Raw genomic sequence first — 18,871 nt, forward strand, 5'->3', positions numbered from 1 at the left:
GTTTAACCGCATATTAGCCCATAAGCGTAAACGAACAGTCAGTGGTTCTGTTAAGGGCTGTGGCGGATTTCGGGCAATGGATGGTCATAAGATTGGCGAAATCTCCATCAATATCTGCTAGTAGTTCGTTGCGGTTGAGGGCCAGACCGCGACATGATCCTTCCGGTCCCCAAAGTTCTTTCCATGTTAGCACTCATTTCGCCAAGCGTTCTGCCGATCCTGCTTTTGATTGGCTCAAATGTATTCATGACCTTTGCCTGGTACGGGCATTTGAAATTTACGAGTACACCGCTGATAACGGTGATTTTTGTCAGCTGGGGTATCGCGCTGTTTGAATATTTTCTTGCCGTGCCCGCAAATCGTATTGGCCACGAAGTCTATTCCGCCGCGCAGCTGAAAACCATGCAGGAAGTCATCACACTGGTGATCTTCAGCTTGTTCTCAATTTTTTATCTCAAAGAAGCCTTTACATGGAATCACGTGCTTGGCTTTGCGTTGATTGCAGGTGGTGCGTCACTGATTTTCCGAGGGTAGAGTCTTTATTTTGAGCATTATCCTACGCAAAACCGCTTCGCACGTTTGCTGGAAATGCTACTCTGCCGCTGCCGGAATTGGTTCTGCTCTGCGTTTCCACAACATTGGAACCAATTCCACCGCCATCATCGCGGTAAACAACAGGCCGCAGCCGATAAAGCCGATAAATGTCAGGCGGTCGCCCAGGAATATTGCACCAAACATGGCGGCGAAGATTGCTTCGGATGAAAGGAATATCGCTGCCTGTGCGGATGTCGTGTAGCGCTGGCCGATAGCCTGCAATGTGAAGGCCACGCCTGAGGAAAAGACACCGGTAAAAAGCAGTTCTTTCCAGGTGAGCAGGATCAGATTCCAGTTGATGTTTTCGATACTCACAGCAATCGCCAACCCTGCAACAGCGGCTGTCGCAAACTGCACACAGCTCAATGTGATGGGGCGTCCTGCACGGTTGGCGCGGCTGATCAAAACAACCTGCATTGCCCAGAATAGGGCGCCGATAATAATCAGCCAGTCGCCTTGTTTAAGCGCACTCAAAGTGCCGCCTGAGAGCAGAAATATGCCCGCGAGACACGCCACTGCGCTTGGCCAGACAATGGGATGCGGCCAGCTGCGAAATATGATCACACCGAGCACAGGCACCATCACGACATAAAGGCCCGTCAGAAAACCGGCATTCGTGACTGATGTGGTGATCAATCCAATCTGCTGCAGGGCCAGACCGATGAACAGCATCGAACCTACAAGCATGAAATAAAGATAGTTCGAGTTTTTGAGCTTATGTGCAGAGCGCCTGCCTTCCGCAATAGACCACGGCAGAACAGTGACAGCAGCGATTGCCGAACGAACCCCGATAAACAGGAACGGGCCAATGCTTGCCATGGCCGTCGATTGCGCAACAAACCCCATCCCCCAAATAACACCCGCCAAAAGAAGAAGTAAATTTGCCTGAACGCGTGTCATTATGGCCCCGTAATAAGAGATAAGGGCAATGGCTTGGCGCCTGATCCCTTCGCGGCTATGCTATAATCATTAGTTAATAACCGCGGCAAGGGATTCCTTGTCTTGTGCAATTACAACGTCTTCAGAAGGGGCTACATGTTCTTTTTTACCAGCAGCCATAAAGCAATTCTGGCAGGCGCTGTTCTTGCGGCGACTGTAGTCAGTTCGGGGCCGGCTTCAGCGGCTTTTAAGGAAATTCGCGATAGCTGGGTTCAGTGCGACTTCGCTTCCAATTGTACACTTGCGCTCAAGAGCGCCGGAGATGGGCCGCTATCATTCAGTCTCTATCGTAGCAGTGCAGTAAATGCGCAGCCCGTGTTACGTCTGTCCGGCTTTGATACGGCGGCCAAAACAGGCAAGCTTGCTGTTGCTGTGGATGGTAAGCCGGTGATCTCTTTTGACCTCGCGGCAATCAAGCTCGATGATGGTCAAGGCTATTATGAAAATCCCGCAGACGTTAAAAAACTCATTGATGCCATGAGAGCAGGTCATAAATTGACCCTGCAATATAATGGCAAAACCTATACCTATTCGCTTTCCGGCTTCGTTGGCGGGTTGATCTATATGGACGAGCAGCAGTCGCTTAATGGCACGGTTGCAGCATTGCAGGCGAAGGGTAACAAGCCCGCACCGCAAGCATCGGATGTCTCTCTCATTTCGTCTATCAATGAATTGCCTGAGGCCATTCGCAAAGATTTCAGCGGAGAGGATTCGACCTGTGGTCCGGATAGCGGAGATTCTTTTCAGAATGGTGGCGGGTTTAATGCAAAAATTGCCGAAGGATTGAATCTCTTAGCAATGCCATGCGGCTCGCCGGGGGCTTATAACCAGTCTTATGTCTTCTACAGCCAGTCTGGCGACAAGGTGGTTCCGATTTCGTTGCCGACCATTTCGGATGAAGGCCCGACCACCGTTGATGATGCTTGGAACATCGACTGGTCGCAGGGCAGCAAGAGCCTGACAGCCTTTTTTAAAGGCCGAGGCATTGGCGATTGTGGAACCTATGATGTCTGGAAAGCCACAGACGATGAGGAAGGCAAGGTTCGCTTTGTCCTCGTTGAAGAGCGGTCTAAAGGCGATTGTGACGGCAATTATGCCGGTGGTCCTGAAAAGTGGCCTGCAAGCTGGCCCGTTCAAGCAAAATAGGGCTTTTCTTATGCATAATTAACAGGCTGAAATTTTTGTTCGTGAAATGATCCGCGAAAATGCTATAGTTTCACTGACATCTCTTTTAACGGTTCCGAAGCGATTGCTTCGGTGACCGTTTTCTTTTTGTGTTCCGGTGGGTGATTTCATCTGTCGGACGGTGATCTTGAAACACTTTGTGGGACAAGATCAGGCGGGCAATCAAACTGCCGTTGCACCTAATCCCGGAAGGCGGTGCTACGGGCGATGGAAAGGACTGGACTGGGTATGGAAAAGTTCCCGATGACCCCTCGCGGTTTCGAAAACCTCAAGGAAGAACTGCGCACACGTCAACAAGTTGAACGTCCTCGGATTATTGAGGCTATTGCTGAAGCGCGCGCCCATGGCGATCTTTCTGAAAATGCGGAATATCATGCTGCAAAAGAGGCCCAGAGCCTCAATGAAGGCCGAATCAACGAGCTTGAAGAACTTGTTGGCCGCGCCGAAGTGATCGATGTTACCAAGCTTTCCGGCGACAAAATCAAGTTTGGCGCTACCGTGACTTTGATCGATGAAGATACGGAAGAAGAAAAGGTCTATCAGATTGTTGGCGATCAGGAAGCCAACGTGAAGGAAGGTCGCATTTCGATTTCTTCGCCAATTGCACGTGCGCTGATCGGCAAGGGCGAAGGCGATACGATTGAAGTCAACGCACCGGGCGGTTCGCGTTCCTATGAGATTGTCGGCTTCAAGTTTGTCTAATGACTGAAGTGACGGTTCCCGTTGATGAGGTTGAGGTCGTCGCGCCTAATTTCAAGCGCCGCCTTTCGGGCGTGACTTCAACCATCGTACAGCTGATCCCTTTGCAGCGCGCAAATGGATTGGGTATTGCGACAATGGGACCGGGCCTTCCTGACAGTCTTCCGCATCTTGATTGGTCAGCCCTTTTCTCGTTTTGGAAAAAGCCTGCGAAGCGACGTTTCCGTATCTGGCATGCACGTCGCAATATCGAAATGCTGGCTGGCATATTCATGCGCGATGTTTTGCGTATGAAACTGCGACTGGTGTTCACTTCAGCCGCACAGCGTCATCATAAGCCTTTCACAAAATGGCTGATCCGCCGTATGAATGCGGTGATCGCCACCAGTGGCCGCTCCGGAAGCTTTCTTGAAGTGCCGCATGATGTGATTATGCATGGTGTTGATCTCAAACGGTTTCATCCGCCTGTCGGCGATGATGACCAGTTCAGCGCATCGGGGTTGCCGGGTAAATATGCGATTGGCTGTTTTGGCCGGGTGCGCCATTCCAAAGGCACTGATTTGTTCGTCGATGCGATGATTGCGCTTTTGCCGAAATATCCAGAATGGACGGCAATTATAACGGGTCGCACGACCGCTGAACATCAGACATTCGAAGATGGTTTGAAAGCGCGCATTGCAGCAGCGGGACTTGCGGACCGTATCCGTATTCTTGGCGAAGTGCCGGATGTGCGCATCTGGTATCGGCGTCTTACGCTTTACGTGGCTCCTTCGCGCAATGAAGGCTTTGGCCTGACGCCGCTTGAAGCCATGGCTTCAAAAACCGCAGTGGTTGCGAGCGATGCCGGCGCCTATGCCGAGATGATCGTGGACGGTACTGGCAGCTTCGTTGCAGCCGGTGATGGCAATGCCTTGCGTGATGCTATTGAGCCTTATCTTGCCGACCCTGTCATGGCCCAGCGTCATGGTGAAAATGCGCTTGCCCATGTGCATGAGGCTTTTCCTCTTGAAAAAGAAGCGGGTGCTATCAGCGCCCTTTATGAGCGCGTCTTTAACAGCTGATTTGCTGTCCAAATAAAAAGAGCGACTGCACCGGGATGCTATCGCTCTCTTATGGAATGTTTAACCGATCAGAGAATCATAAGCGGTTCGTCCTTAACCGGACGAATAGTCAGTGCCGTGCGGACCGAATCCACATTCGGTGCTGCCGTCAGCTCTTCGATAACGAAAGTCTGGAACGTGTTGAGGTCGCGCGCAACGCAATGCAGCAGGAAGTCAGATTCGCCCGACACCATCCATGCGCGGCGTACCAGCGGCCACTGCTTCGTTTTCTCTGCAAATGCCTTGAGATCAGCGTCAGCCTGACGATGGAGACCAACCGAACAAAAAGCGACCAGATCCTGACCGAGTGCATTGCCGTTAAGGATGGCGCGATAGCCGCGAATGACGCCACTTTCCTCTAGTTTGCGCACGCGACGCAGACACGGAGGAGCTGAAATTCCGACCCGCTCAGCGAGTTCGACATTGGTGATGCGCCCGTCATTCTGGAGCTCCCGAAGGATTTTCCAATCGATATCATCCAGATCAGCCTTGATAGGCATATAAAACTCCGCGCAAGGAAATTTCAGTCAATTGTAATTATAAAACACTCAGCGCCTTCGTAGCGCAATGTATTCCTGCTCATACCAAAAGAAATCACAGGATGTAAACCGTTTAAAGCGTCGTTAGCGCATCCAGAACGTCCGTGTGAACAGGATAAAGATGGTGATAAGTTCAAGACGGCCTACCAGCATGAGGAAAGAAAGCACCCAAAGTGCCGGATCATGGATGGTTGAGAAGTTGCCGACAGGGCCAATAATATCGCCAAATCCGGGCCCGACATTGGAGAGTGCGGTCAGCGCGCCCGTGAAGGCCGATACAAAGTCCAGGCCGAGGGAAGCCAGCAGAACCGCGCCGATGATCAGCGATGCGATGTAGAGAAAAAGATAGAGCAAAACATTTTGCGCTATTTCCCCTGATACTTCCGAGGAACCGTATCGAATTTTTATGACCGCATGTGGCATGACAAGGCGAGCGAGATTGGCGCGCGTCAGATTCCAAAGGATAATCAGGCGGTTCATTTTGATGCCGCCCGAGGTCGATCCTGCGCAACCGCCAAGAAAGCACGCGAGGAAGAAGATGCCGATCGCTGGCGGGCCCCATAGCGAGTAATCTTCCGTGGTGAAGCCGGTCGTGGTGATGACCGAAACAAAGTGGAACGATGCTGCAATCAACGCATCGCCAAAGGGGATATGTGTTCCAAGGCGCAGAACAACCGCCAGAATGAAGCTGAAACCGATGACAATCGTGAAGAAGAGCTTCACTTGCGGGTCGTTTAGCAGCTCGGTACGGCGGGGCATGAATGCTTTGATGTAGAGAATGAACGGCAAGGCCGAAAGAATCATGAAAACAGTCGAAACCACCAGCAGCATCCGGTTGCCTTCATAATAGGCGAAGGAATTATCATGCGTAGAGAAGCCGGCAGTCGCGACAGTCGCCAGCCCATGATTGACGGCATCAAAAATGCTCATCCCAACGGCAAAATAGGCAATCATACAGGCAGCTGTCAGGCTTAGATAAGCGATGATGATACCAAGCGCGATCTGGTTCATTCGCGGCAGGATCTTTTCCGACTTATCGGAGTTTTCCATATGAAAAAGTGCGAGGCCACCGGCACGCAGCGACGGCAACATCAAGAGCGCCAAACCGATGAAGCCGACGCCCCCGATCCAGCAAAGAAGAGAGCGCCATAACAAAATACCGCGCTGCATATCGTCAAGACCAATCAGGGCGGTTGCACCTGTCGATGTTACCCCTGACATGCTTTCAAAAAAGGCCGTCGCATAACTGATCGGCAAATGCGAGAAATAGAGCGGAATTGAGCCAAGAAAGCTTGCCGTCAGCCACAGACAGGCGGTTAGCAGAAAGCCCAGGCGCGGCGTAAAACGTGTATTCTGGTTTTGTGTTGCAAGCAAAATAAGCAGCGATAAGGCACCGGTAGCAGCCGCAGAGCGCACGAAAATCAGCCAGTCGTCGCTTCCATCGCGCAGGTCGATGGCCGCAGGAAGCAGCATGGCCACAGCCATCACGAGGCCGAAGCGCGCACAGATATTGGCGACTGTCTTATAAATGGTTGCCGACTCCAGCGTTTTGCAAAAATAGCTTCGTTTTCTGAGTGTTTAACGCGGGAGCCTGTCCGCTGCAATGCGGGTGTGATCCAAAGCTCCTCTCAAAGACGACAAGATATTGGGGATTGTTGCTCAAATCCCGGTCTTGCCTTGCAATGGCAGGTTCACGGACCTACCTTGGCCTTAATATCAGGGCAATGGCTTAATTGAGTGCGGGAGCGATTCTGTTGAGCCATTGCCTGCAAATCAAATCGATTTTTGGGACCGGAGAACTACCCATGTCACAGCGTCATGCGCCCGTCATTATCATCGGCTCAGGTCCGGCAGGTTATACGGCGGCGATTTATGCGGCGCGTGCAATGCTCAAGCCAATTATCATTACCGGTTTGCAGCAGGGTGGTCAGTTAATGATCACGACGGACGTTGAAAACTATCCCGGCTATGCCGAACCTGTGCAGGGTCCGTGGATGATGGACCAGATGGCAAAGCAGGCTGAAAATGTCGGCGCTGAAATTCTTTATGACATCATCACCGAAGTTGACACAAAGTCTCGCCCTTTCCGCCTGATTGGGGATGGCGGGACAGTTTATACCTGCGATGCGCTGATTATTGCCACGGGTGCGCAGGCCAAGTGGCTGGGCCTCGAGAGTGAGCAGACATTCATGGGCGGCGGCGTTTCTGCCTGTGCAACCTGTGACGGCTTCTTCTATCGTGGCAAGGATGTGGTTGTTGTGGGCGGCGGTAATACGGCTGTCGAAGAAGCACTTTACCTCTCGCATATCGCAAAGAGTGTAACGGTTGTTCATCGCCGCGAAGGTTTCCGTGCGGAAAAAATCATGCAGGACCGTCTGCTCAACCGTGAAAACGTCAAGGTCGTCTGGAACAGTGTGATTGACGAAATCGTCGGTACTGAAGCCAAGCCGCCAATGGGCGCGACGGTCACAGGCGTACGCCTCAAGAATATCGTTACGGGCGAGACACACGTGCACGAAGCGCAGGGCGTTTTCATCGCCATCGGTCATGCACCGGCAGTTTCTTTGTTCGAGGGCAAACTCAAGCAGAAGCCCAACGGCTATCTTTGGACTGCGCCTGATTCAACAGCCACGGATGTTCCCGGTATTTTCGCCGCTGGTGACGTGACTGACGATATTTACCGGCAGGCAGTGACTGCCGCTGGTATGGGCTGCATGGCGGCGCTTGAATCCGAGCGCTGGTTGGCTGCACAAGAACCGCTGCACGAAGCTGCGGAGTAACGAGAGGGGGAGAAGGTGGTCGCACCACTCGACTGGGATAAACTGCGCATCTTCCACGCTGCCGCAGAGGCGGGGTCCTTTACCCATGCCGCGCAGACATTGCATCTGTCGCAATCAGCTATTTCGCGGCAAGTCAGCGCGTTGGAGCAGGATGTCGGCGTTCCGCTGTTTCATCGCCACGCGCGCGGTTTGATCCTGACGGAGCAGGGTGAAACACTCTACCGTACCGCTCATGACGTGTTGATGAAGCTTGAAAATGTCCGGTCCAAGCTTGCTGAAAGCAAGGAGAAACCGACGGGACGTCTGCGTGTCACAACAACTGTCGGTCTTGGTTCGGGTTGGCTGATTGAGCGTATTCAGGAGTTTGTTGAACTGTATCCTGATATTCAGTTACAGCTTATCCTTGATAATGAAGAGCTGGATCTGACTATGCGTCATGCGGATTGTGCAATCCGTTTGCGTCAGCCGCAGCAGCCTGACCTCATTCAACGTCGTCTGTTTACAGTGCATATGCATGTCTATGCGTCGGCAGGGTATGTTTCCAAGCATGGAAAGCTGAGTTCCATCGAAGAGATTGACCAGCATCGCGTTGTGACCTTCGGTGAGCCTGCACCAAGCTATCTGACGGGGCTTAACTGGCTTGAAGTTGCCGGGCGAACAGACGGCAGCTCGCGTATTCCGGTCTTGCAGGTGAACAATCTCCTGTCGATCCGTCGGGCTGTGCAGCGTGGCGTCGGGATTGCAGTTCTGCCGGACTATATGGCCGATAAGGAATCGGGTCTGGTACAGCTTCTGCCGGAGCTTGAGGAAATCCCGTCCTTCGATACATTCTTCTGTTATCCAGAAGCTTTGAAGAACTCGGCCAAGCTTCATGCCTTCCGCGACTTCCTGTTCTCGAAGGCGAGAAACTGGACGTTCTGATTTGTGTCAGAAATTAAATAAAGGCCGCGTAGGATTAATTACGCGGCCTTTTGCTATGCAACAGTTTTAGACTGATGTGCATCCCGTTTGAGATTGTACGGATAAACCTCATGCATCACCTCATCAATCACATGATGCGTCAGGCTATCGATCTCAACGATCTCACTGAGTGCCGCATTATCAAGATCATGAATTACAGCCCCGACAATGCGCTCACCTGGCAGCTCGCGATCAATTGCATGGGCGACGAAGCCTGCCGAAGGCGCCCATATATAGCGGGTTCCGTTCGCTTCCCCTGACCATGCTCTATGCAGGTGACCACTGGCATGAAGCTGCACATTATGACGTGCAAAGAGGTCAGACAGGCGTTGACGTGGTATGGGTGGGACACCCCATAGGCCGGTGTCTCCTTCCTCAAGCGCGTCGATAAACAAGGGCTTGTGCGCGAAAACGGCAACCGGTCGGCCTTCACCTTCGTTCAATGTCCGTTCCAGCCAGTGAAACTGCTCTTCCTCGAGCGGTGTGCCACTACCAAGAATGAGGCTATTGAGACCAATGAGCAGCCATTGTCCGAAATTCAGCGACCAGAATTCCGGGCCAAAATGCGTCCGCCAGCGTTGCAGGCGTTTGCCATCAACCGGCTGACGGCTTGCAGGTAGATGACCAATGTCGTGATTGCCCGGAAGGCAGAGCGTGGGGGCCGGAAGATCGGCTAACAGCTCATGACAGAAGATCAGATCATCCTCGCCGCCAGCGCCGTCTATTGTGAAATCGCCTGTATGGATGATGAGATCCGGCTTCTGATCCGCTATCCAGTCAACGAGAGGAGACCAGTTGCTGTTGAAATGCGACTTGGTCGGACTGAGATGCGTGTCGGTAATCTGGATGATCAGCAAGATAGGCTCCCTGCAGCGCGATGAAATGAATAAGGCTGCGATTTCCAGAGCGCGTTACGAGCTGATTAAATCAGAACCGCACTCTAATTTCTTGTTAGACGCGCATCTTTATCCGAAAGCCGTTTCACACTTTTCGGAATGCGATCCAGATGCCTTCTAGGAGTATCACATGACAAATTTGTTTCAGCTGAATGATTGTTTAATGACAGAAGACTGATGAGCTGATTTGCTGGCCGGTTGAGGTCGCTTGCCATTATAATGGGCATCAAGATTGGCGATGTGCCTCTCGTTTAGGCGGCTCATTAAGTGATGGTGAAGAAAGTCTTCCGCGTGGTTAATGAGTAAGATGTTGATTTTTATGAATTATATCTCAAGTTACAGCTATGCAAAAAATGCATGGCTGTTTTGCGATAAAGTTGAGTTGCAAAAACAATAATCACAAGGCATATAAAGGTCATCTCAGCGCTGCGTTTCCTCCTCCCATTTGCGCGCGCTGAGTGTTCCCCTCTGGAGGTTTGCCTCAATGGCACCTTCAAAACTCAAAGCCAGACATTTGTCTGGCTTTTTTTTTGGCTTTGTGCCGGGTCATATGATTTTTCATGCGATGCAGATACGAAAAAGGGGCCTTTCGGCCCCTTCGTTGCTGTATGATTCAGTGCTTAGCGCAGGCTTGCGCAGAAGCGCTGAATGCGCGAGCAGGCTTCTTCGAGCAGTTCTTCGGATGTCGCATAAGAAATGCGGAAGTTTGGTCCAAGGCCGAACGCCGAACCGTGAACAACTGCGACGCCTTCTGCTTCAAGCAATTCTGTTACGAAGTCTTCGTCTGTTTCGATAACCTTGCCAGCTTCGGTCTTTTTGCCGATCAGACCAGCACAGGATGGGTAGACGTAGAATGCACCTTCCGGCGTCGGGCAGTGAATGCCGTTTGCCTGGTTGAGCATTGATACGACCAGATCACGGCGTGCCTGGAAGATCTTTTTGTTTTCCGGAATGAAGTCCTGCGTGCCATTGAGCGCTTCAACAGCGGCCCACTGAGCGATGGAGCAAGCGCCGGAGGTCTGTTGACCCTGAACCATATCCATAGCTTTGATAAGCTGCAGTGGACCTGCGGCGTAACCAATGCGCCAGCCGGTCATCGAATAAGCCTTAGAGACGCCATTCATTGTGAGCGTGCGATCATAAAGCGAAGGCTCGATCTGCGCAGGCGTCGTGAAAACGAAATCGCCATAGACGAGGTGCTCATACATGTCGTCGGTCAGGATCCAGACATGGGGATGACGAACGAGAACTTCTGTCAGGGCCTTCAGCTCTGCTTCGGTGTATGCAGAGCCGGTTGGGTTCGATGGCGAGTTGAAGATCAGCCACTTGGTTTTTGGCGTGATCGCTTTTTCAAGGTCGCGGGCTGTCAGCTTGAAGTTGTCTTCGATTTTTGTGTCGACGAAAACCGGTGTGCCGCCGTTGATCGCAACCATTTCCGGGTAGCTCACCCAGTATGGAGCGGGCACGATCACTTCATCGCCCGGGTTCAGGGTCGCCATCAAAGCATTGAACAGGATTTGTTTGCCGCCGGTGCCGACGATAACCTGTTCTGGCTTGTAGTCGAGACCATTTTCGCGCTTGAACTTGGCAACGATGGCCTGACGCAGCTCAGGAATACCAGCAACCGGTGTGTACTTGGTTTCGCCGCGATTGATCGCGTCAATGGCGGCCTGCTTGATATTGTCTGGTGTATCAAAATCGGGTTCACCCGCACCAAGACCAATCACGTCCTTGCCCTTGGCTTTCAGTTCACGTGCTTTCTGGCTGACCGCGATGGTTGCAGATGGCTTTACACGGGAAAGGGCGTCGGCGAGAAATGCCATGATAGATCTCCATAGATGGCAGGATCAGATAACCGGCACCGGGCATGGTCCGGTCTTGCGGGTTTTCTATGTCGCATTGGCAAACGAATCGCAACAGAAGCTTTGCGGTTTCGCAAGAAATTCCGACTGCTCGCGCGATTGTGTTGCCGAAAAGTTGTGATCCATCAGAGATACGCACCTATTCGTTCAAAGAAACTGATTGGACAGCTCTCAATCTGATGGACATTTTATTCCGCTACAGGAGAAGAAGATGCTCACGATCTATTCACAGCCAGATTCCGGAAATTCCTATAAGCCACGGCTTTTGCTGGCCAAACTTGGTAAGCCGTTCAAGCATGTCAGTGTTTCATCCATCGACGGTTCGACGCGAAAGCCTGAATATCTGGCAAAAAACCCTAACGGCAAGGTTCCCTTGCTGGAATTGGAAGATGGCCGTTTCCTTGCCGAATCGAACGCCATGCTTCTCCATCTGGCTGAAGGAACGTCCTATCTGCCGAAAGATGCGTATGAGCGGGCGCTGGTTTATCAGTGGCTGTTCTTTGAGCAATATAGCCATGAACCTTATATTGCGGTGCGCCGCGCCTTGATGGTCTATCCGGAGCGTGCCCGTGACGCGACGCCTGAACGTCTGGCATCGACGCTTACAGGTGGAAACAAGGCGCTCGGCGTTATGGAAGAGCAGCTGAAGAAGACGCCCTTTTTGGTCGGCGATCACCTGACTGTGGCTGATATTTCGCTTTACGCCTATACGCACGAAGCACATCGCGGCGGTTTCAATATGGACGCCTATCCGGCGATCCAATCATGGCTTGTGCGTGTTGCTGCCGATGCGGGCCATGTTCCGATAGATTGGCTGCCTTGATAAGGCGTTATCCTGCATGTCTTTATCGGAAAGCACGATCAAACGCTTCGTAGGCACGTTTTGGATAAAGAAAAAGGCGGGGAGGGCCCCGCCTTTTCTCTGCCTCAGAGGCAAAACTTATGCTGCGACGAGGTTGTCTGCAGACGAACGACCCGAACGACGGTCTTCGACGATTTCGTAAGAAATCTTCTGGCCTTCATCGAGTGTGGCCAGACCAGCGCGCTGAACAGCGGAGATGTGAACGAAAATGTCCGTGCCGCCCTGATCAGGCTGAATGAAGCCGAAGCCCTTGGTCGTGTTGAACCACTTAACTGTTCCCGTAGCCATGGGAAATTCCTTTGTAACATTAGTAGTCGTTAGTCCGTATGCTTCGCACACGTCCCTGTGGATCGAATTTATGGACAGGAGATCGTTAGGAAGCACGGCAGGCCGGGCGGGTCTCAAAGTCACTTGACCGAAAAATCGATTGCTCGACTATATGTGACAATTTTGACCAGCACAAGACAGGCTTTGCTATCTCTAAAGGCGTATTTTTGTATTTGTTTTTTCTATTCGCATAGCAGAGCGATGCATTGTTTTCGCTGGCTCTCGTTCGAACAGGCATCGCTTTCGCAAGTTGTTTTAAGTGTGGTTACGCTTGAGAGCTCAAAGCATCACGCAAAAGTTTGAAAAAATTGCTATAGAGGCGCACTGGAATTGGATAAAACCAATTGGAGAAAGTCTGATCTTGAAACCCAGATTTTTTGCCAGAAAAAGTGCATCTCTGCAAAGTTTGGTTAGGAAGCCTGGTGTCTCAGTCTAAGCAGGATAAGCCGCAATCGCGTGACCCTATTGTCCAGAAGCGGTCGGAGAGCGACCAGATGGACGGCAGCGATCTTTTCTCACAAGTTCGCATGATGATGAGCGCGTTCTGGGTCTCGCCGGTGCGAAACCAGCTGATTGCTTTGGGAACCGGCATTTTTGTTCTGATTGTGCTGATTGCTGTTGGACAGGTTGCTATCAACCGTTGGAACGTTCCTTTCTATAATGCACTTTCAGATCGCAATCTGAGCGCCTTCTTTCATCAGCTATTAATCTTCTTTGCGATTGCGGGATCCATCCTCATCCTCAATGTTTCGCAGACCTGGCTGAACCAGATGTTCAAGCTGAAGCTGCGTGACGGGCTGGCGCGTGATCTGGTGGGGGAGTGGCTGAAACCCGGTCGGGCATTTCGGCTGGCGAAAGCGGGTGAGATTGGCGTCAATCCCGATCAACGGCTTCAGGAAGATGCGCGGCATCTGGCTGAAACGACCAGTGATCTTGGTATCAACCTGTTGCAATCAACGGTCATTCTTGTCAGCTTCGTTGGCGTTTTATGGTCGCTTTCCAGCGGTTTTGTTTTTCATATCTGGGGCTATAGCTTCTCGATACCCGGCTATATGGTTTGGGCGGCGGTATTTTATGCCGGATCTGCATCGCTGCTTTCCTGGTTTGTGGGTCGCAGCCTTGTCAATCACAATGCCAATCGCTATGCGCGTGAAGCGGATTTTCGCTTTTCGCTGATGCGCGTCAATGAGCATATCGATGCTGTGACGCTAGCCCGTGGCGAAGCGGATGAGCGTCGCAGGCTGGATCGCGATCTTGATGCCGTGTTAAGTGCGATCAAGCGGATTGTCATTGCCACAACCAATCTCACATGGGTAACGGCTGGCTATGGCTGGTTCACCATTGTTGCACCAATTCTGGTTGCCGCGCCGGTTTATTTTTCGGGCGGGCTGACCTTCGGCGGATTGATGATGGCCGTCGGTGCCTTCACGCAGGTGCATAATTCGTTGCGCTGGTTCGTCGATAATTTTGGTGCCATTGCCGATTGGCGTGCAACGTTGTTGCGGGTTGCGAGCTTTCGTCAAGCAATCATGCGCATGGATGAGATCGGTCATCTTGATCGTCAGATCAGCATTGAAACCAATGAAGCCGAACAACTGACAATCGATGATCTGTCGATTTCAGCGCCTGATGGCTGTCTCAATCTTGTAGAAAAAAATGTCGTCCTCCATACCAGTGAACGTCTGATCGTGACCGGTGCAACGGAATCGGAGCGCAGTCTTTTGTTTCGTGCTGTGGCGGGGCTATGGCCTTGGGGGAGTGGGCGCATCGGCCTGCCTGCGGGCGATCGTGTCGTTTTCATTCCGCATGCGCCCTATATTCCGCCGGGCAGTCTTCATGATGCCGTGGTGTATCCCCTCAATGCTGCTGATTTCTCCAAAAAGCAGGTGCTTGAAATTCTTAAATTCGCGGGTCTTGAGCGACTGGAGCCACAGATCGATCGGGTTTTGCGCTGGGACCGTACGTTGACGGCTGACGAGCAACAGAGCCTCGCTTTAGCGCGACTTGTCCTGCAAAATCCAAGCTGGGTGGTGATTGACGGTACACTGGACGGAATGGACGAGGATGCGCGTAAACGCGCTTATTCTATCCTGACCGGTCCTTTACAGAATGCTTGCGTTATTCATATTGGAAAAGGTCTCGGGCATGATGGCCTGTTCGCACGCCATCTTCATTTGGAGATGGACTTTCACGCGGATCCGCTGCGACTACCTCATCAAACGTAGATTTTTCAGGGGCAGGGCCCAATCATTTAGAGCTTCGATCTGATCCAATCAGATCGAAGTGCGCTGTAATGGCGCTTGAGCCTAAATTATCTTACGATAAAAGGCCGCAGATTTTCATCTGCGGCCTTTTTCTACGTCTATAAATGCTTATGCGCGGAAGTAGTCTTGCAGCGGACGAACTTCCATGGAACCAGCCTTCAGCGCTGCAATAGCTTCGGCAGCGGCCTCTGCACCTGCCATGGTGGTGTAGTAAGGCAGTTTCTGCATCAGCGTTGCACGACGGATCGACTTGCTATCGGATACGGCACTCGCGCTATCGGTTGTGTTGAACACCAGGTGGATCTGACGGTTACGGATCGCGTCTTCAACGTGTGGACGGCCCTCGATAACCTTGTTGATCTTGGTCGCTTCTACACCATTTGCAACGAGGAACTGCTGGGTGCCGCCCGTTGCCATGACCTTGAAACCAATGCCTGCCAGTTTGCGCACTGGACCAAGCACACGCTCCTTGTCTTCATCGCGAACCGATACGAAAACCGTACCTTCACGTGGAAGTTCAACGCCAGCGCCAAGCTGAGCTTTGGCAAAAGCGAGAGCGTAATCATAATCGAGGCCCATGACTTCGCCGGTCGAACGCATTTCCGGTCCGAGCAGCGTGTCAACGCCGGGGAAACGGGCAAACGGGAACACAGCTTCCTTGACCGCGATGTGCGGGCGGGCATTCGGCTGTGGCTTGCCGCCATAGGCGTTGATTGCGTCGTTGAGGCTTTCACCAGCCATGATGCGGGCTGCAACCTTGGCAATTGGTGTACCGATTGTCTTGGCCACGAATGGGACAGTACGCGATGCGCGTGGATTGACTTCAAGAATGAAGATTTCATCGTTCTTGATGGCAAATTGTACGTTCATCAGGCCGCCAACATTGAGCGCCTTGGCAAGCAATGCTGTCTGGCGTTCCAGTTCAGCGACGATTTCTTTCGAAAGCGTGTGGACTGGCAGGGAACATGCGGAGTCACCCGAATGGATACCAGCCTCTTCGATATGCTCCATGATGCCGGAGACAAAGCTGTCCTTGCCGTCGCAAAGGCAATCAACGTCTACTTCGATAGCCTGTGTCAGGTAGGTATCGAAAAGAAGGGGGTTCTTGCCGAGAAGCGTGTTGATCTGGCCAGTCTTGTCATTCGGATATTTGGCCTTGATGTCTTCAGGCACCAATTCTGGAACGGTGTCGAGGAGATAGGTCTGCAAACCGCGTTCGTCGTGAATGATCTGCATGGCGCGACCACCCAGAACATAGGACGGACGAACAACCAGCGGGAAGCCAAGATCGGCTACGATCAGGCGAGCCTGTTCAACCGAATAGGCGATGCCGTTCTTTGGCTGATTGAGACCCAGCTTGATCAATAGCTTCTGGAAGCGGTCACGATCTTCGGCGAGATCAATAGCATCCGGTGAAGTGCCGAGAATTGGAATGCCGGCCTTCTCGAGTGCGTTCGCAAGCTTGAGCGGCGTCTGGCCACCAAACTGTACGATCACGCCATGAAGTGTGCCTTTTTCCTGCTCAACGCGCAGGATTTCCAGAACGTCTTCGGCAGTCAGCGGTTCGAAATAGAGGCGGTCGGGAGTGTCGTAATCGGTCGATACGGTTTCCGGGTTACAGTTGATCATGATGGCTTCATAATCGGCGTCATTGAGCGCGAAGGCTGCATGGCAGCAGCAATAATCGAACTCGATGCCCTGACCAATACGGTTTGGACCGCCACCCAGAATCACCACCTTCTTGCGATCCGAAACCTCAGCTTCCGAGCGTGGCTGGCCGACAAAAGGCGTTTCATAAGTCGAATACATGTATGCTGTTGGTGATGCGAATTCCGCAGCACATGTATCAATGCGCTTAAAGACCGGATGAACGTCAAGTTCATTGCGCAGCTTTGCGACGTCTTCGGCATCCTTGCCGATCAAGCCTGCAAGGCGTGCATCGGAGAAGCCCATGGACTTAAGCTTGCGCAGGTTTTCTGCGTCCTGTGGCAGGCCATGTTCACGGATGCGCGCTTCCGTGTTGACGATCTCTTCCATCTGCTCAAGGAACCATGGATCGATCTTCGATACGTCGTGTATCTGCTCCGTGCTGAGGCCAAGGCGCATGGCCTGTGCCACCATGCGCAGGCGGTCTGGCGTTGGTGTGCCGATAGCGGCGCGGATCGCGTTTTTCTCGTCACCTTCTTCAATGTTGGGGATCGAGATTTCATCGAGGCCGGTCAGACCTGTTTCAAGGCCGCGAAGCGCCTTCTGCAAGCTCTCCTGGAAAGTACGGCCGATAGCCATAACTTCACCCACGGACTTCATAGCCGTCGTCAGGATTGGCGACGAGCCAGGGAATTTTTCAAAGGCGAAGCGCGGGATTTTGGTGACAACATAGTCAATCGATGGTTCGAATGAGGCAGGCGTTGCGCCGCCAGTGATGTCGTTGTCGAGTTCGTCCAGTGTGTAGCCGACCGCGAGCTTGGCCGCGACCTTGGCAATCGGGAAGCCGGTGGCCTTGGAAGCGAGTGCCGATGAACGCGAGACGCGTGGGTTCATTTCGATGACGATCATACGGCCGTTGGCCGGATTGATCGCAAACTGGACGTTCGAGCCGCCGGTTTCAACGCCGATTTCGCGGAGCACCGCAATCGAGGCGTTACGCATGATCTGGTATTCTTTGTCGGTGAGCGTCAGTGCAGGAGCTACTGTGATAGAGTCACCAGTATGCACGCCCATCGGATCGAGGTTTTCGATCGAGCAGATGATGATGCAGTTATCCGCTTTGTCGCGGACGACTTCCATTTCATATTCTTTCCAGCCGAGAACCGACTCTTCGATCAGCACTTCGGTCGTTGGCGATGCATCCAGACCGCGTTCGATGATCTCGAAAAATTCCTGACGGTTATAGGCGATGCCGCCGCCGGTGCCGCCGAGCGTAAAGCTTGGGCGGATAATGGCTGGAAGACCCACAAAATCCAGAGCCTGTGCAGCTTTGGCAAGCGCATGGCTCATATAGCGCTGTTTGCGTTCAACTTCGCCGAGCTGCCATTCGGTTTCGAGCTTGTCGAGTGCCTTATCGAGCTCATCGCCCGAATACTGTGCCTTGACTTCCTTGCGTTTGGCTTCGTGCAGTTTGCGGTCTTCGTCTTTGATTTCCGTCGCGTTGGCGAGCATGGAATTTGGCGTATCAAGGCCGATCTTGTCCATAGCTTCGCGGAACAGGGCACGGTCCTCCGCCTTGTCGATGGCTTCTGCATTCGCACCGATCATCTCGACATTGTAACGCTCGAGAACGCCCATGCGGCGGAGCGACAACGCAGTGTTGAGTGCAGTCTGACCACCCATCGTTGGAAGAAGCGCATCCGGGCGTTCCTTCGCGATGATCTTCGCAACAACTTCCGGGGTAATTGGTTCGATGTAAGTTGCGTCTGCCAGATCCGGGTCGGTCATGATGGTGGCCGGATTGGAATTGACGAGGATGATGCGGTAGCCTTCCTCTTTCAAAGCCTTACAGGCCTGCGTGCCGGAATAATCAAATTCGCAAGCCTGACCGATAACAATTGGCCCCGCGCCGATGATCAGGATCGACTTGATATCTGTACGTTTCGGCATGGGGGCTTTTTCCTTGTTCTTAGCCTGCCAGAAAAGCCCGCACGGTTTTCCGGCGGGTTGGCAGAGGTGTATTCTGTGGGCTAAGTGGGCCTTATATGCAATGATAACCCAAAGCGGAACCCCACAAATGCCCTTATTACAAAGAAAATGTGGGCATTTGCCAAAATTCTCCTACGCGGTGTAACTTACTATTTTGTGTTACATTCAATTGTTGGTTTGTGATTGGCTTTGCCATTTACTTTTTATGTTGCTGTGACAACAGTTTGT

15 protein-coding genes and 1 pseudogene are annotated in these 18,871 nt (G+C 52.3%); 8 read left to right on the plus strand and 8 right to left on the minus strand.

The annotated features are described in order from the left end of the window. The first annotated feature begins 183 nt into the window (after positions 1 to 183). Positions 184 to 534, plus strand: a complete 351-nt coding sequence (locus H5024_RS05315) for a DMT family protein (RefSeq protein WP_187546630.1) — start codon at positions 184 to 186, stop codon at positions 532 to 534. A 57-nt stretch (positions 535 to 591) separates the two neighbouring features. On the opposite strand, the gene H5024_RS05320 is transcribed toward H5024_RS05315, so the two are convergent. Further along, positions 592 to 1,494: a DMT family transporter gene (locus H5024_RS05320; protein WP_187544355.1), complete on the minus strand. Its 903-nt coding sequence runs from the start codon at positions 1,492 to 1,494 to the stop codon at positions 592 to 594. Positions 1,495 to 1,629: 135 nt separating this feature from the next. On the opposite strand from H5024_RS05320, the gene H5024_RS05325 reads away from it, so the two are divergent. From H5024_RS05325 to H5024_RS05335, 3 genes are all read left to right on the plus strand, one after another. Further along, on the plus strand, positions 1,630 to 2,679 hold the full coding sequence (locus H5024_RS05325) for a DUF1176 domain-containing protein (RefSeq protein ID WP_187544356.1): 1,050 nt from the start codon (positions 1,630 to 1,632) through the stop codon (positions 2,677 to 2,679). Positions 2,680 to 2,946: 267 nt separating this feature from the next. After that, a complete protein-coding gene (greA, locus tag H5024_RS05330) occupies positions 2,947 to 3,420 on the plus strand; it encodes a transcription elongation factor GreA (protein WP_187546633.1) in 474 nt (157 codons plus the stop codon). After that, complete coding sequence (locus H5024_RS05335) at positions 3,420 to 4,478, plus strand: glycosyltransferase family 4 protein (protein WP_187544357.1); 1,059 nt, start codon at positions 3,420 to 3,422, stop codon at positions 4,476 to 4,478. Before greA ends, H5024_RS05335 begins: the two co-directional genes overlap by 1 nt. Positions 4,479 to 4,546: 68 nt before the next feature. On the opposite strand, the gene H5024_RS05340 is transcribed toward H5024_RS05335, so the two are convergent. Both H5024_RS05340 and H5024_RS05345 read right to left on the minus strand, forming a co-directional pair. Then, entirely contained in the window at positions 4,547 to 5,017 is a 471-nt protein-coding gene (locus H5024_RS05340; RefSeq protein WP_007875947.1) for an Lrp/AsnC family transcriptional regulator, read from the minus strand. A 123-nt stretch (positions 5,018 to 5,140) separates the two neighbouring features. Then, positions 5,141 to 6,541, minus strand: coding sequence for a TrkH family potassium uptake protein (locus H5024_RS05345; protein ID WP_187544358.1), 1,401 nt, complete (start codon positions 6,539 to 6,541; stop codon positions 5,141 to 5,143). A 320-nt stretch (positions 6,542 to 6,861) separates the two neighbouring features. Here H5024_RS05345 and trxB point away from each other — a divergent pair, with 320 nt between their 5' ends. Further along, a complete protein-coding gene (gene trxB, locus H5024_RS05350) occupies positions 6,862 to 7,836 on the plus strand; it encodes a thioredoxin-disulfide reductase (protein ID WP_187544359.1) in 975 nt (324 codons plus the stop codon). Positions 7,837 to 7,851: 15 nt separating this feature from the next. Continuing rightward, positions 7,852 to 8,757: a LysR family transcriptional regulator gene (locus H5024_RS05355; protein ID WP_187544360.1), complete on the plus strand. Its 906-nt coding sequence runs from the start codon at positions 7,852 to 7,854 to the stop codon at positions 8,755 to 8,757. A gap of 53 nt (positions 8,758 to 8,810) precedes the next feature. On the opposite strand, the gene H5024_RS05360 is transcribed toward H5024_RS05355, so the two are convergent. From H5024_RS05360 to H5024_RS05370, 3 genes and pseudogenes are all read right to left on the minus strand, one after another. Then, positions 8,811 to 9,653: a metallophosphoesterase gene (locus H5024_RS05360; protein WP_187544361.1), complete on the minus strand. Its 843-nt coding sequence runs from the start codon at positions 9,651 to 9,653 to the stop codon at positions 8,811 to 8,813. A 454-nt stretch (positions 9,654 to 10,107) separates the two neighbouring features. After that, positions 10,108 to 10,309, minus strand: a pseudogene (locus H5024_RS05365) (hypothetical protein). Between the two features lie 3 nt (positions 10,310 to 10,312). Beyond that, positions 10,313 to 11,515: a pyridoxal phosphate-dependent aminotransferase gene (locus H5024_RS05370; protein ID WP_187544362.1), complete on the minus strand. Its 1,203-nt coding sequence runs from the start codon at positions 11,513 to 11,515 to the stop codon at positions 10,313 to 10,315. Between the two features lie 250 nt (positions 11,516 to 11,765). Here H5024_RS05370 and H5024_RS05375 point away from each other — a divergent pair, with 250 nt between their 5' ends. Next, the gene (locus tag H5024_RS05375; protein ID WP_187544363.1) at positions 11,766 to 12,377 is read left to right on the plus strand and encodes a glutathione S-transferase family protein; all 612 of its coding nucleotides are present in this window, start codon (positions 11,766 to 11,768) and stop codon (positions 12,375 to 12,377) included. A gap of 117 nt (positions 12,378 to 12,494) precedes the next feature. On the opposite strand, the gene H5024_RS05380 is transcribed toward H5024_RS05375, so the two are convergent. After that, positions 12,495 to 12,704, minus strand: coding sequence for a cold-shock protein (locus tag H5024_RS05380; protein ID WP_187544364.1), 210 nt, complete (start codon positions 12,702 to 12,704; stop codon positions 12,495 to 12,497). Between the two features lie 533 nt (positions 12,705 to 13,237). On the opposite strand from H5024_RS05380, the gene H5024_RS05385 reads away from it, so the two are divergent. Further along, positions 13,238 to 14,968, plus strand: coding sequence for an ABC transporter ATP-binding protein/permease (locus H5024_RS05385; protein ID WP_187546635.1), 1,731 nt, complete (start codon positions 13,238 to 13,240; stop codon positions 14,966 to 14,968). Positions 14,969 to 15,115: 147 nt separating this feature from the next. Here the strand turns inward: H5024_RS05385 and carB are convergent, their stop codons facing one another. Then, a complete protein-coding gene (carB, locus tag H5024_RS05390; RefSeq protein WP_187544365.1) occupies positions 15,116 to 18,604 on the minus strand; it encodes a carbamoyl-phosphate synthase large subunit in 3,489 nt (1,162 codons plus the stop codon). Between the last annotated feature and the right edge of the window lie 267 nt (positions 18,605 to 18,871).

The organism is Ochrobactrum sp. Marseille-Q0166 (assembly GCF_014397025.1).
Lineage (GTDB): Bacteria > Pseudomonadota > Alphaproteobacteria > Rhizobiales > Rhizobiaceae > Brucella.